The sequence below is a fragment of the Pseudomonas sp. HP_12 genome (assembly GCF_055283955.1).
The window spans coordinates 168,796-182,279 of the sequence record NZ_JBTOQG010000002.1; the positions used below are offsets into that span (position 1 = coordinate 168,796).

At 60.8% G+C, this 13,484-nt stretch carries 11 protein-coding genes and 1 pseudogene; 5 read left to right on the forward strand and 7 right to left on the reverse strand.

Translation table 11 applies throughout. The features are described from left to right. Positions 1-21 precede the first annotated feature (21 nt). Complete coding sequence (locus ACYASU_RS03135; protein WP_463581923.1) at positions 22-1,014, reverse strand: alpha/beta fold hydrolase; 993 nt, start codon at positions 1,012-1,014, stop codon at positions 22-24. A gap of 156 nt (positions 1,015-1,170) precedes the next feature. Further along, positions 1,171-1,779: pseudogene (locus tag ACYASU_RS03140) on the reverse strand (uroporphyrinogen decarboxylase/cobalamine-independent methonine synthase family protein); the annotation flags it as partial. 207 nt (positions 1,780-1,986) lie between these two features. Between ACYASU_RS03140 and metR the strand changes: the two are divergent. Beyond that, complete coding sequence (gene metR, locus ACYASU_RS03145; RefSeq protein WP_065992512.1) at positions 1,987-2,904, forward strand: transcriptional regulator MetR; 918 nt, start codon at positions 1,987-1,989, stop codon at positions 2,902-2,904. 40 nt (positions 2,905-2,944) lie between these two features. Here the strand turns inward: metR and ACYASU_RS03150 are convergent, their stop codons facing one another. The 3 genes from ACYASU_RS03150 to ACYASU_RS03160 form a co-directional block, all read right to left on the reverse strand. Next, positions 2,945-3,349, reverse strand: coding sequence for an NUDIX hydrolase (locus ACYASU_RS03150; RefSeq protein ID WP_463581924.1), 405 nt, complete (start codon positions 3,347-3,349; stop codon positions 2,945-2,947). Positions 3,350-3,351: 2 nt separating this feature from the next. Then, the gene (gene ddlA, locus ACYASU_RS03155) at positions 3,352-4,443 is read right to left on the reverse strand and encodes a D-alanine--D-alanine ligase (protein ID WP_463581925.1); all 1,092 of its coding nucleotides are present in this window, start codon (positions 4,441-4,443) and stop codon (positions 3,352-3,354) included. A 163-nt stretch (positions 4,444-4,606) separates the two neighbouring features. Beyond that, positions 4,607-4,876 carry a type B 50S ribosomal protein L31 gene (locus ACYASU_RS03160; RefSeq protein WP_122536087.1) on the reverse strand — a complete coding sequence of 90 codons (270 nt, stop codon included), beginning with the start codon at positions 4,874-4,876 and terminating at the stop codon, positions 4,607-4,609. A gap of 198 nt (positions 4,877-5,074) precedes the next feature. Between ACYASU_RS03160 and ACYASU_RS03165 the strand changes: the two genes are divergently transcribed. Then, positions 5,075-5,446, forward strand: a complete 372-nt coding sequence (locus ACYASU_RS03165) for a hypothetical protein (RefSeq protein ID WP_463581926.1) — start codon at positions 5,075-5,077, stop codon at positions 5,444-5,446. Positions 5,447-5,525: 79 nt separating this feature from the next. Here the strand turns inward: ACYASU_RS03165 and ACYASU_RS03170 are convergent, their stop codons facing one another. Both ACYASU_RS03170 and ACYASU_RS03175 read right to left on the reverse strand, forming a co-directional pair. Beyond that, the gene (locus tag ACYASU_RS03170) at positions 5,526-6,851 is read right to left on the reverse strand and encodes an APC family permease (RefSeq protein ID WP_192171609.1); all 1,326 of its coding nucleotides are present in this window, start codon (positions 6,849-6,851) and stop codon (positions 5,526-5,528) included. A gap of 161 nt (positions 6,852-7,012) precedes the next feature. Next, positions 7,013-7,828: a carbon-nitrogen hydrolase family protein gene (locus ACYASU_RS03175; protein WP_463581927.1), complete on the reverse strand. Its 816-nt coding sequence runs from the start codon at positions 7,826-7,828 to the stop codon at positions 7,013-7,015. A 132-nt stretch (positions 7,829-7,960) separates the two neighbouring features. On the opposite strand from ACYASU_RS03175, the gene ACYASU_RS03180 reads away from it, so the two are divergent. The 3 genes from ACYASU_RS03180 (at position 7,961) to ACYASU_RS03190 (ending at position 13,479) form a co-directional block, all read left to right on the forward strand. Beyond that, complete coding sequence (locus ACYASU_RS03180) at positions 7,961-8,773, forward strand: response regulator transcription factor (protein WP_463581928.1); 813 nt, start codon at positions 7,961-7,963, stop codon at positions 8,771-8,773. A gap of 227 nt (positions 8,774-9,000) precedes the next feature. Further along, entirely contained in the window at positions 9,001-10,143 is a 1,143-nt protein-coding gene (locus tag ACYASU_RS03185; protein WP_423572217.1) for an OpgC domain-containing protein, read from the forward strand. Between the two features lie 213 nt (positions 10,144-10,356). Next, complete coding sequence (locus tag ACYASU_RS03190) at positions 10,357-13,479, forward strand: transglycosylase domain-containing protein (RefSeq protein WP_463581929.1); 3,123 nt, start codon at positions 10,357-10,359, stop codon at positions 13,477-13,479. Positions 13,480-13,484 lie beyond the last annotated feature (5 nt).

Consider the following 13,484-nt stretch of genomic DNA (forward strand, 5'->3'; position numbering starts at 1 on the left):
CGGATCAAGCCCGCCGCTGCATCAGAGCTGGGCGACGGGGGAAGCGTCCTCGCGATGCTCGCGCAAATACGGCAACACCGCCGCCAGCAACGGGGCTTTGAAGGCTTCCTGAAAACGGTGGGCCAGGCCGGGAATGAGCTTCAGTTGACTGCCCTGAATGTGCGCCGCTACATGAATGCCATGCATCACTGGCAACAGCGGATCCGCCGTGCCGTGCACGACAAGCGTCGGCACCCGCAGACGATTCAACAGCTCCACGCGGCTGGGTTCGGCGAGGATCGCCAGAATCTGCCGTTTCACGCCTTCAGGATTGAACGCCCGGTCGTAGGAAACCGCCGCCTGATGCAGCAGCATCTGTCGATCATCCTTGACCTCCGGGCTGCCCAACGCAGCCAGCAAATCAGCCTGCTGCTCAAGGGCGGTCTGCCGGTCCGGCGCGCCACGACGGGCCAGCAGTTGCAGCAACGCCGGGCTGGGCATCGGCAGGCCGGGCGCGCCGGAGCTGGTCATGATCAGCGTCAGACTTTCCACGCGCTTGGGCGCCATGTCGGCCAGATGCTGCGCAATCATGCCGCCCATGCTCGCCCCCAGCACATGGAATTGCTGAACATGCAGCGCATCCATCAGGCCTAGCGCATCCTGAGCCATGTCGGTCAGGGAATACGGCGCCGACACCGGCAGGCCGATCTTGTAGCGCAGCACTTCATAGGTGAGGTTGGCGCTTGAGGGAGCCTGGACCCAGGTCGACAATCCGACATCCCGGTTGTCGTAGCGAATGACCCGGAAGCCCTGCTGACACAGGGCGACGACCACCTCATCCGGCCAGTGGATCAACTGCCCGCCAAGCCCCATGACCAGCAGCAGCGCCGGATCGGAATCACGCCCGATGCTCTGATACGCCAAGTGCACGTCATCAAGCTCGGCCACTTGCGTGGGAACGTCAACATCGCATCGAGAGGCCGCAAAAGACGGCAGGCTGCACAAGAGCGCAGCCAGAAAAAGTAAAACCCGCATGGAAAAACACCGACACACAGAACCCCAGTAGGCCGCGAGTCTGATGAAGTTTGCTCAAGCGCGCTGCCACAGTTGCGTGACAGTTTGATGAAGAGGGCTGAGCGGTAGCAAAACGGTCATCTCGACCTGCATTCACGCGGCCGCTGTGGCCGGGGTGCTGATCGAATCCGAGACCCAGAGGTTGTCGGCGAAGCGCAACTGAGCCTCCTTCACAACTTCCAGCGCAGCTTCAGCGTTGGCGCTGGCCGCGTCCAGTTCACCCACAACGCCCAATGACAGCACTTTGTAGGTCGGCAGGCGATCCAGCACCAAGGGCATTTGTTCAGGCGCACTGAGCACATCGACATGCAGGCCTTGCACAGGCAGGCACACCGCGAGGCCGAGGTTACTGCCCAGCCCAAGACCGCCACACGAAACCGCGAGCAGCTTTTTAAGCGGCGAATATTGCAGGGCGTGGTAGGCGCGCTCGAAGGCGTTCTTCCAGTCCTGTGGCAAGTCCAGGGTCAGGATCGGCTCATCGATCTGCACCCACTCGACGCCCTTGCCCGCCAGCCGACCGAGGATCTCGCCATACACCGGCAGCAGACGATCCAGCAGGTCGAGCTTGTCGAAGCCCTCACCCTCCGCTTGCCCCAGCCAGAGGTACGTCAACGGGCCGATGAGCTCCGGCCGGATCGTTTGGCCCTGCGCGCGGGCTTCATCAACCTCATCGAACAGCGGCGCCCAGTTCAGGTTAAAGCGTTGGTCCGGGGTGAACGTCGGCACTGAACCCATTTCAACGCCGTCACCCAGCTTCTCGAGGATGTGCTTGAAGCCCCTGGTCACGCCGATGTGAGGAAAATTCGAGTTGTTGACCTGGCCCATGCTGACTGCTTCCTTCAAAAGATGGCGCCATTGTCGACACTTCTTCTTACATGAGACAAACTCATTAAATTCGTGTTGATCACAAAATTTACTCATGGAGCGCCATCGGTGCTGGAAATTCGCCACCTGAAAACCCTGCATGCATTACGCGAAGCAGACAGCCTTGTCGACGCGGCTGACCGATTGCATCTGACCCAATCGGCGCTGTCGCACCAGTTCAAGGAGCTGGAAGAGCGCATGGGCATGCCGCTGTTCGTGCGCAAGACCAAACCGGTGCGGTTCACCAGCGCGGGCTTGCGCCTGCTGCAACTGGCTGACTCGGTGCTGCCGCAACTGCGCCATGCCGAGCGCGATATCTCGCGGCTCGCCGGCGGTGTCGCCGGGCGCCTGCACATGGCCATCGAATGCCACAGTTGCTTTCAGTGGCTGATGCCGACGATCGATCAGTTCCGCGATGCCTGGCCGGAGGTGGAGCTTGATCTGGCGTCGGGTTTCGCTTTCGCGCCCCTGCCCGCCCTGGCCCGTGGCGATCTGGATCTGGTAGTGACCTCGGACCCGTTGGAACTGGCAGGCATTACCTATGTGCCGCTGTTCACCTACGAGGCCATGCTCGCAGTCGCCAACCAGCATCCGCTGGCAGCCAGGCCTTATGTGGTGCCGGAAGACCTGATCAATGAAACCCTGATCACCTACCCCGTCGAGCGCGACCGCCTGGACATCTTCACGCGTTTCCTTGAACCAGCCGACATCGAACCGGCGCAGGTGCGCACGTCCGAACTGACGGTGATGATGATGCAACTGGTCGCCAGCGGACGCGGCGTCTGTGGGATGCCGCACTGGGCGCTGCATGAATACAGCTCACGCGGCTACGTGAAGGGCAAGCGGCTGGGGGAAAAAGGATTGTTCGCCACGCTGTACGCGGCGATTCGCGCAGACATGCTGGACGCGCCCTACATGCGTGACTTCCTGCTGACGGCGAAGGACACGTCGTTTTCGACACTGGATGGAGTGAGCGCGGTTCGTTAATCCGCCCCGCTGCTTACCCCATGCAATGCAGCCCTGCAAATCAGGCGTTTTGCAGGCTTCGGTACAGCGGCAATATCGAATCCCGTGTCAGCGGCGCCAGATGCAACTGGTCGATATTCCCGCCGTCGACCCAGATTGCTTCCTCGATCTCGGCCGCCGGATTGACCGGGTCCTCAACCTGAACGCCATAGAGCTGGCAATTCACTTCGAAGCCCGGTTCATTCGCCGCTACCGCCGAAAACTCACCCAGGAATCGCGTTTGCTCCGGCGCGATGACCAGCCCCAATTCCTCGTTCAGCTCACGGGCCAGCGCATCGAGCGCCGACTCACCGGCGTCGATCTTGCCGCCCGGCTGCATGAACGCTTCGGTCCCGCGTTTGCGCACCAGCAATGTTTTGCCATCGGCACGGGTCAGCAGCGCGGCGGCGATACGGAGGGTTTTCACCGTCACAGCACCACCTCGGTCTTCAGCGCGCGGGTTTCTTCGGCGCGTTCCAGCGCCAGCGTGATCAACCGGTCGATCAGCTCGGCGTAGCTCAATCCGCTGGCCTGCCAGAGTTTCGGGTACATGCTGATGGAGGTGAAACCGGGGAGCGTGTTGACCTCGTTGATGATGATTTCCCGTGCCTCAGTGACAAAGAAATCCACCCGCGCCAAACCGGCGCAGCCCAGCACGCGATAGGCCTGCAGCGCCACTTCACGCACGGCTTCGCTCATGTCTTCGGGCATCTGCGCGGGGATCGCGATGCGCGCCTGACCGTCGTTCAGGTACTTGGTGTCGTAGGCATAAAATTCGTCATTGGCGACGACTTCACCGCACACGCTGACCTTCGGTTCGTGGTTACCCAGCACGGCGCATTCCACCTCACGACCGACGATGCCCTGTTCGATCAGCACCTTGTTGTCGTAGTCAAAAGCCAGTTTCAGGGCAGCGGCATAACCGGCTTCGTCGACGACTTTGCTCACGCCGACCGACGATCCCTGGCACGCCGGCTTGACGAAAAGCGGCAGGCCCAACTGTGCGGAGACGCTGACGAAGTCCACCGTCTCGCCACGGTGAAGGACCACGAACGGCGCAACCGAAATACCCGCATCGCGCAGCAGCCGTTTGGTCACGTCCTTGTCCATACAGGCCGCGGAGCTCAGCACATCCGGGCCCACGAACGGAATGTCCAGCAGGCGCAACATGCCCTGCAGGCAGCCGTCTTCCCCGAAACTGCCGTGGATCAACGGGAACACCACGTCGATGCGCGGCACCTCTGCGCCGGTCTGCACTTCCACGAACTGCGGCCCGCTGGCGCCTGGCATCAGCGAAAGAAGGCGGCCGGATTCACTGAGTTTGATGTGCGCAGGATCGGTGGGGTTCTGCAGGTAATCCTGCTCGTCGAAGCGCAGCCAATGGCCCTGCTTGTCGACGCCGATAAGGGTGATGGAGAAGTTGGTGCGATCAATCGCGTTGATCACGTTGCGCGCCGACTGCAACGACACTTCATGCTCGGAGGATTGCCCACCGAAAACGATGGCGACTGACTTTTTCAAAGGGGGATGCTCCTGAATTTCAGGCCGCAGAGCTAAAAGCAATTTGGCCCGATAGTCCAGTGCCAAGGTGGCCTGCAAGACGGAATACAGTGAAAAAACGGCAAAAAAAATCCCGCGCCCGGGTGATCGACTGGCGATGCCCGGAGCGCGGGAGGTGCTGCTGTCATTCCTCTTTCTTGGCGCCGGAGCCGAAGGTGGCGAAGCGCTTGTTGAAGCCGGCGATACGGCCTTCGGTGGTGGTCTTGCGCTGTTGGCCGGTGTACATGGGATGCGACGCGCTGGACACGTCGAGGGCAACGTAAGGGTAGGAGTTGCCATCGGTGTGGGTGTGCGTGCGGTCGGTGTCAACCGTGGAGCCGATCAGAAAAAACACATCGGCAGCGGTGTCGTGGAACAGCACTTGGCGGTAGTCGGGATGGATGTCGGCTTTCATCGTCTTTCTCCAGAATGTAAGCAATCATGTAATACGTTATACAGTATCAATTCAGCAAAGTTCAATCGGAAACGATTTTGTAACCGTTACAACTTTCGGCTTTTCCGGCGCCTCCCCTGCCGCTAACGTTCGCGCCCTGACGACCCAGCCCGGTCCTCAACGGGAACGGAATGAACAACAACACCAGGAGGTGGTGCCATGCACCTGATCGATCGATACGAAATGAGCGTCCCCGCACACATGAAGCTGATTGACGCCCGCAGCGCGTTGAATCATCTGCAGCGTCTGGTCCAGGCAACCGACGGCAAGCCTGACGCCGAGCAACTCGTCAGCCTGATCGGCACGATCGTGGAGGCTTTTCACGAAGCCGCTGACGACGTCATGCCGGTCAACGACCACGACGTGTTCATGCGCCAGGCGTGCGAGTGGAACTACATCGGGCTATCTCCCAAAGAGCGCGAAGTGCTCCACGAGATCCGCTGCTGCAATGACGACGGCAAAGAAGACATCTATCGAATGGTCAGCGAGACGCTGGACCGCAAGCCGATGCTGATGCCAGAAGCTCAGTAATCCAGGGTTGCGTTCAGGATCTGCTCGCACAAAAAGGGCTCCTGTGGGTGGCGCCCGCGCTGCATCGCCCGCCGTGTCACTAGGCCGCTTCTTGAAAATCCATTTCCGGCGGCTGACGACGGAATCCGCCGGTCAGCCATGCCAGGTACACACAGCCGATGGCCAGCCAGGCCAGACCGAGCATGATCGCCAGTTTGTCCAGGCTGATCATCAGCCAAAGATCGGCAATCAGGCCAATCAGTGGGCAGATCAGGAACAGCAGCAGCTCGCGGGGCCCGCGTTTCTCGCCCGCAATCCAGTAGTGAAAAATGACCGACAGGTTGACCAGACTGAACGCCAGAAACGCGCCGAAGTTGATGAACGAGGTGGACGTGGTGACGTCCAGTTTCAGCGCCAGCAAGGCCACCACCGCGCACAACAGAATACTGTTGACCGGCGTGCCGAATCGTTCGCTCAGGCTGGCAAAGAACGACTTGGGCAACACCCCGTCGCGGCCCATCGCATAGAGCAGGCGCGAGCCGCTGGCCTGGGCGGAAAGCCCTGACGCGAACTGCCCGACGATAAGGCCAATGAGGAAGATCGTCACAAACACGTCGCCGCCGATATTGCGCGCGATTTCATAGGCGGCCGAGTCGACGTTTTCGAACTGAGCCGAGGGATGGGCAAGCTGCACAAAGTACGACACGCCGACAAAGATCAACCCGCCGATCAGCGTGATGAGCATGATCGCCCGGGGAATGGTGCGACGCGGATCGCGGGTTTCTTCGGTCAGGGTGCTGACGGCGTCGAAGCCCAGGAAGGAATAACAGGCAATCGCCGCTCCGCTCATGATCAACGGCATCTGCATGTCACCGTTCAGGAAGGGCGACAGCGTCCACAACGGTTTGCTGGCATCGCCGCCGATGTAATGGATGCAAAGCGCCACGAAGGCGGCGAGCACCAGGAACTGCACGATCATCAGCAAGGCGTTGATGGTATTGGCGAGCTTGAGGCCCACGATGTTGATCAGGCTGGTCACGACGATGAACGTCAGCACCCACACTGGCTGTGGCACAGACGGGAACGCAGAGCCCAGATAAGCGGCACCGATCAGCCAGATCGCCATGGGCAAGAACAGGTAATCCAGCAGCACCGCCCAGCCGGCAATAAACCCCAGCTTGGGGCTGATGGCTTTGCGCACGTAGCTGTAGGCAGAGCCGGCCACCGGAAACGCAGCCGCCATGCGGCCGTAACTCATGGCCGTGAAAAACATGGCAACCAGAGCGGCCAGGTACGACGCGGGGACCATGCCCCCGGTGGTTTGCGCGAGGATACCAAAGGTGCCGAGCACAATGATGGGGGTCATGTAGGCGATGCCGAACAGCACCACCGACCCTAATGAAAGGGTGCGTTGCAAACGAGCCATGAGCGACTACTCCGAAATTTATAGGTTTTATGGCAGAGAAAAGTGCGGCAGAACAAAGGCGTATTTTTTAGTTGGAGGGCGTGCACCCACTGCCGCGATCGACGCAGCAGTGAGGGTTCATTCTTCTTATTAGGCTTGTTAGGGATGTCTCTTCTGACGCTTCAGGGAATGATCAGCTCGCGCACGCCGTTGGCATGTTCGATGACTTCGCCCGGCAGTCGCAGGCGCTGGTCATCCAGGTAGCGGTAATCGCGACGCGCAGCCTGAAGCTGCCGAAGGTCGAGTTCGACGGTGAGTTGCGTGTCTTCCCGACCCGCCTCGTGCAACAAAGCCCCGAATGGGTCAACCAGTGCGCTGCCGCCCGCGAATACCAGCCCGCCCTCGCCTTCGCCGACGCGATTGACCATGAGCGCGAACGCCTGATTTTCCTGAGCGCGGGCCATGATTGCGGTGCGGTGGGTCGGACCGTAGGGGTCCATGTTGCCGTTGGTGACGATGATCAGATCAACGCCAAGTTGGGCCAGCGCGCGGGCCGACTCCGGGAACTCGATGTCGTAGCAGATCAACAGGCCGACCCGCAGCCCGTTCCACTGACAGGTGGCGTATCGATCGCCCGCGCTGAACACGCCGCGATCGGACGCCCACAAATGCGTTTTGCGGTAACGCAGGGCGATGCCTTCGGGGGTAATGAGCAACGTGGTGTTGAAGAACGCGCCGTTGTCATTTTCGGCCATGCCGATCACGACGGAGACGCCGCGCGCCCGCGCCGCCTCACGAATGGCGGTGACACTGGGGCCGTCCAGCGCTTCGGAAACCCGGGCAACGGTCTCGCTGGAGGGGAAGCCCATCAGGTGCGTTTCCGGGAACACGATCAGCGCAGTGTCGTCAGCGCATGCGGCAATGGCATTCAGCGCGCGCTTGAGATTGTGGACGGTGTCGTTGTCCTGGCCCGTCAATTGGGCGAGTTCCACCTTCATGGGTTCTCCTTATAAGGTCGCGGGCCGGTCAGGCACAAAATGCTGGCCTGATGATTGGCTCTGCGGGCAGTATGCGCATCAGTAAGTGTTACGGGGAATTACGCAGCTGTAGTAACCCAATAGGGGTAGAGGATGACAATCGCACTTCAGGACATGGCCTGGCATCGCTCGGTCGGGCAGTTGATTGAAGCGCTGGACCGCCCCAATTTCTGGGCCCAACTGGTGCGGCTGCTTGATCAGTACGTCAGTTTCGATAGCTGGGTCGCGCTGCAATTCAGCTCCGGGCAGCGCCCGCAGGTGTTCGCCGAGAGCCCGGCTGAAGATGGCAGCCCCGACCAGCTGTTTCAGGATTACCTCAAAGGCCTGTACCTGCTCGACCCCTTCTACGTCGCCAGCCGCGAGCGCTCGCAAAGCGGCCTGTTCCGCCTTGCCGAAGTCGCGCCCGAGCATTTCGAACTCACGGAGTATTACCAGCGCTACTTTCGGCTGAACGTCGTCGCCGATGAAATTCAGTTCAATTGCCAGATCGACCAGGACCGCACCCTGTGCCTGTCCCTGGGATCAACCCAACGATTCAGCGCCGATCAGATTGCCCTGCTGTCGATGATCCAGCCGTGGGTCATCGCCCTGTTACGCCAGCGTCTGCCCTTCGAAATTGAAGCTGCGGCAACCGACCAAGAGCTGCTCGATACGCCGTTGCCGATGAGCAACTGGCGCAAACAGCTCGAAGCATCGGCTCAGCACAGCCGTGGCGCGCAGTTGACCGCGCGGGAGCTGGACGTCGGACGACTGATGCTCAGCGGCTGTTCGAGCAAGGAAATCGCCCGCAAGCTCGCCATCTCTGCGGAAACCGTGCGCGTCCATAAAAAGCACATGTACAGCAAACTTGGCATCAAATCGCAATCCGAGCTGTTTTCGATTTTTCTGCAAGCGCAGAGTGCTTGAGTCGCAGCACTGGCTTGCCTGATTGAAGCAATCGCGACGGTGCCAGCCAAGAAGGGTCTGTCTCGCTGTGTGAAGCGTCTCAAATCGAGACATCCTGCAACATCCACCCTTTGCTTTTACCCCGCAAACCCGCCACCCTGCGCGCCGCCGATCAGACCCTGCTGACGGCAAGGAACCACGGCCGCCACTGGCCCCTCTTCTTTAAACACCTTTGCAAGGCCACCGTCATGACGAACGGACGCGACCATCGCATCGACTTCTTTCGGGGTCTAGCGCTGATTTTCATTTTTTGGGATCACGTGCCAGCCAACCCTTTCGCGCAACTGACGCTGCGCAATTTTGGTTTCAGCGACGCCGCCGAAGTGTTCGTGTTTCTCGCCGGCTACGCCGCCGTACTCGCTTATGGCCGCGTGGCGCAACGGGACGGTTACGTGGTGGCTTGCCTGCGTATCCTGCGGCGCACATGGGTGCTGTACGTCGCACACATTTTCCTGCTGACACTGCTGATGGGCATCGTTTTCGTCGCCAACAATCACGTCGAAACCCGCGACATGGTGCGTGAGATGGGCCTGGAGTATTTCGTCGGCAACCCGCAGCAGGCGCTGGCCGATGAACTGTTGTTGCGCTTCAAACCCAACCTCACCGACCCGCTGCCGCTGTACATCCTGCTGATGGGCGCGTTGCCGCTAATCCTGCCTATCATGCTGCGCAACGCAGCGCTGGCGATCGGCCTGTCGATTGCGCTGTACATGATGGTGCCGCTGCTCGGCTGGAACCTGAGCGCCTACGAAGGCGGCGGTTACTGGTATTTCAATCCGGTCGCCTGGCAGCTGATCTTCGTGCTCGGCGGCGCCTTCGCCCTGCATACCCAACGGGCGCCAATCGTAATCGCCCCTGCTCGGCCGCTTTGGCAACAGCCGCTGTTTCTCATAGCGGCGGCTTACCTGCTGATGGCCGGCGTCATCACCGTGCTGTGGAAATTTCCTGACGTGCATGACGCGCTCCTGCCTACCGCGCTCACTGAATTGATCTACCCGATCAGCAAGACAGACCTGTCTCCGGTGCGCCTGCTGCATTTCCTTGCGCTGGTGTATGTCGTCGCAAAAACGCTGCCGACGTCGGTAACCTGGCTCGACAACTGGCCTGTCCAGCAGACCTGCCGAATGGGTCGCTATTCGCTGGAAATTTTCTGCCTCGGCGTCCTACTCGCCCCGCTGGCCGACATGGCGAACGCGCTGGCGGACGACGCCTGGCAAATGCGCGTGATCACCGCGTTGCTTGGCCTGGGGTTGATGCTGCTGTTGTCGAACTGGTTGGAGTTGAACAAGCGGTTGGGCAGCCCGAAGGCGGCGCGGGTGGTGAAGGTTTGATGGGGCTGTCGCGCACTGCCTGACGGACAGCCTCTCACCACGGTTCGTACCGTTCCGAGTCTCCATCCGCTCGTCAAATAAGCTCCACCTCGATCCGGAACCAAGGTTGCAGATCGGAAAGATCTTACGCCCCTGCGCACAAAATCCCCTCCGTGCCCACCAGCGTCTACGCTTGTAACAAGTGCGATGTGCAGGTTTGACCGGGCCAACGATATGGGCGCTTTTTGGCATTCCGATACGAAGAAGGCTGCGGTCAAGGCTGACGGTCAGGGGAACGGATCAATGCCAGCCCATGCTCGCCCACGGCGTTACGTGTGGCGGTTTCTGCTGGTGGCGGTGCTGACGGCAGCGGTGATCCTGGGATTTGTGGTTTCGACCGAAGTGCGCAGCTCCCGTTTGCAGGCCCAGGAGTTCAGTCACCTGGCCCAAGGCCTGAGCTACCGCGTCGAAGCCGGTCCCAGCGACGCGATTGTGTATCCCGGTGACGGGCCTTTCGACAAGCGTCTGGGCTATTCCGCTCTCGGCGAATTCCTGCCGCGCTTGCTCAAGCGTGACTACCTGATCAGCGCCCAGGCGCGTTTCTCCCCCGATCTTATGGCCTACGCCAAGCGCGGCTTCTTCGTGCCGTATCAGGAGAAGATTCAGTCCGGCCTGACCATTACCGACTGCCGCGCCGAGCCGCTGTATCAGTACACCTACCCGCAGCAGCTGTATCCGACCTTCGCCGCCATCCCGCCCGTGCTGGTCAACAGCCTGCTGTTCATCGAAAACCGCGACTTGCTGGACGCTCAGCGCCCGCTCGCCAACCCGGCAGTGGACTGGCCAAGGTTTTTCAAAGCGGCGCTTTCCCAAGTGGCGAAGGTGGTGGGGTTGCCGGGGCAATCGGCCGGTGGCAGCACGCTAGCGACTCAATTGGAGAAGTACCGGCACTCGCCGGACGGCCTGACGCTGTCGGGCAGCGAGAAGATTCGTCAGATGGTGTCCGCCAGCGTTCGCGCCTATCAGCCGGGGCAGCAGACCCTCGAAGCCCGGCAGCGAGTGGTGCGTGACTATCTCAACAGCGTGCCGCTGTCGGCGGTTCCTGGTCATGGCGAAGTCCACGGCATGGCCGAAGGTTTGCGGGTCTGGTACGGCGCGGACTTCGACCGCACCAATCAATTGCTGGCTTCGACGGCCAAAGACGATAAAACCCTGGCGGCGAAAGGGTTGGCGCTGCGCGAAGTCCTGTCGTTGGTGATCGCCCAACGCAGGCCCTCACACTTTCTGGCGAAGGGTCGCAAGGAGCTCGCGGATCTGACTGACAGCCATCTGCGCGTGCTCGCACAGAACAATGTCATCGATCAACCGTTGGCCGACGCCGCACTGGCGGCCAGCGTGACCTATCGCGACTGGGTGCAGCAGCCGACCGTGCAGCCGATTGAAAGCAACAAAGGCATCACTGTCGCGCGCACGCGGCTGTCGAACATGCTCAACCGTTCGCTTTACGACCTCGATCGCCTGGATCTGTCGGCCACCAGCACGCTGCAGAACGACCTGCAGATCAGCGTCGGTCAGTATTTGCGCGACCTTGCCAAACCCGAATTTGCCGGTCAGATGGGCTTGATCGGCGAGCATCTACTGACACCCACCGGCACCCAGGCGGTGCGTTACAGCTTCACGCTGTTTGAGCGCGACCCGGATGGCTCGCGGGTGCGGGTGCAGACCGACAGCATCGATCAGCCGTTCGACATCAACGAGGGCAGCAAACTGGAGCTGGGCTCCACGGCCAAGATGCGCGTGCTGACCACCTACTTGCAGATCATTGCCGAGCTCCACGACAAGTACGCCGATCTGCCCAATAGCGCCCTGAAAAAAGTCCCGGTCGAGGAGTCCGACCTACTCAGCCGCTGGGCCGTGGATTACCTGATTCAGAACACCGATCGCGACCTGTCGAAGATGCTCGCTGCTGCCCTCGACCGTCAGTATTCGGCCAGCCCCGGGGAGAGTTTTTTCACCGGCGGCGGCCTGCATCATTTCAATAATTTTCGCCGGGAGGACAACGCCCGTAATCCGACCCTGCGCGAAGCGTTGCGGGAGTCGATCAACCTGCCGTTCATTCGCCTGATGCGCGATCTGGTGCGCTACACCACCTATCAGGGTCCCAACAACAGCGCGGTGTTGCTCAAGGACGACAGCGACCCGAGACGGCAGGAATACCTGGCCGATTTCGCCGACCGCGAGGGCAAGTCATTCATGTTGCGCTTCTGGAAGCGCTACAAAAACAAATCCACCCAGGACCGGCTCGACACCTTTCTCGACGGGGTGCATCCCGCTGCGAGCCGGCTTGCCGCCGTGCACCGCTATCTGCTGCCGGACGCCACGCAGAGCGCGTTCAATGCGTTTGTTCGTGCGCACATGGCCGGGGAAAAAGGCAAAACGGCGCTGACCGAAAAGCGTCTGGACGAACTCTATTTCGCCTATGGCCCTGGCAAGTTCGATCTGCCGGATCAGGGATACGTTGCCCGCGTGCACCCGCTGGATCTGTGGCTGGTGGGGTATCTGCTGCAGAACCCGGACGCCACGTTCAAGGACGCCGTCGCGGCCAGCCGTTTCGAGCGGCAGGAAGTCTACAGCTGGCTGTTCAAGAGCCAGCACAAGAGCGCGCGCGACAGCCGTATTCGCACGATGCTGGAGATCGAAGCGTTCCTCGATATTCATCAGCGCTGGCAGCGGCTGGGCTATCCGTTCGATCATCTGGTGCCTTCACTGGCGACCGCGATCGGCAGTTCTGGTGATCGACCCGCCGCGCTCGCCGAACTCATCGGCATTCTCCAGAACGATGGTATTCGGCTGCCGGTGCTGCGCATCGACAGCCTGCACTTCGCCGCGCAAACACCTTACGAAACCCAACTGATCAACAACCCCGAGTTGGGCAAGCGGGTGCTGCCCTCGGAGGTCGCTGCCGCGATGCGCGAGGCGCTTTCCCAGGTGGTCGATGCCGGCACGGCGAGGCGCGTGTCCGGCAGTTTCAAAACTCAGGATGGCAGCGTGCTGGCCATGGGCGGCAAGACCGGCACGGGCGACAACCGTATCGAAAGCATCGGCGCAGGCGGGCGAATCTTGGCGTCCAAGGCCATCAATCGCACCGCGACCTTCGTATTTTTCATCGGCGATAACCATTACGGCACGCTGACGGCGTACGTCCCGGGCCGCGCCGCCGAGAGCTTCAAATTCACCTCAGCCCTTCCGGTGCAAGTGCTCAAAGGCATGGCGCCGATTCTCAATCCCTACCTGGAGCCGGGCACTTTCACGCAGTGCAAGGCGCCCGTTCCTACGCAGGTGACAACGCGTCTTTAGCCGGT

What these genes read in the sequence shown, in the direction of transcription:
- ACYASU_RS03135 (WP_463581923.1), bottom strand. Translation starts at nt 1,014, where the DNA reads ATGCGGGTTTTACTTTTTCTGGCTGCGCTCTTGTGCAGCCTGCCGTCT.
- ACYASU_RS03190 (WP_463581929.1), top strand. Translation starts at nt 10,357, where the DNA reads ATGGGCGCTTTTTGGCATTCCGATACGAAGAAGGCTGCGGTCAAGGCT.
- ACYASU_RS03160 (WP_122536087.1), bottom strand. Translation starts at nt 4,876, where the DNA reads ATGAAAGCCGACATCCATCCCGACTACCGCCAAGTGCTGTTCCACGAC.
- ACYASU_RS03180 (WP_463581928.1), top strand. Translation starts at nt 7,961, where the DNA reads ATGACAATCGCACTTCAGGACATGGCCTGGCATCGCTCGGTCGGGCAG.
- ACYASU_RS03170 (WP_192171609.1), bottom strand. Translation starts at nt 6,851, where the DNA reads ATGGCTCGTTTGCAACGCACCCTTTCATTAGGGTCGGTGGTGCTGTTC.
- ACYASU_RS03175 (WP_463581927.1), bottom strand. Translation starts at nt 7,828, where the DNA reads ATGAAGGTGGAACTCGCCCAATTGACGGGCCAGGACAACGACACCGTC.
- ACYASU_RS03185 (WP_423572217.1), top strand. Translation starts at nt 9,001, where the DNA reads ATGACGAACGGACGCGACCATCGCATCGACTTCTTTCGGGGTCTAGCG.
- ACYASU_RS03165 (WP_463581926.1), top strand. Translation starts at nt 5,075, where the DNA reads ATGCACCTGATCGATCGATACGAAATGAGCGTCCCCGCACACATGAAG.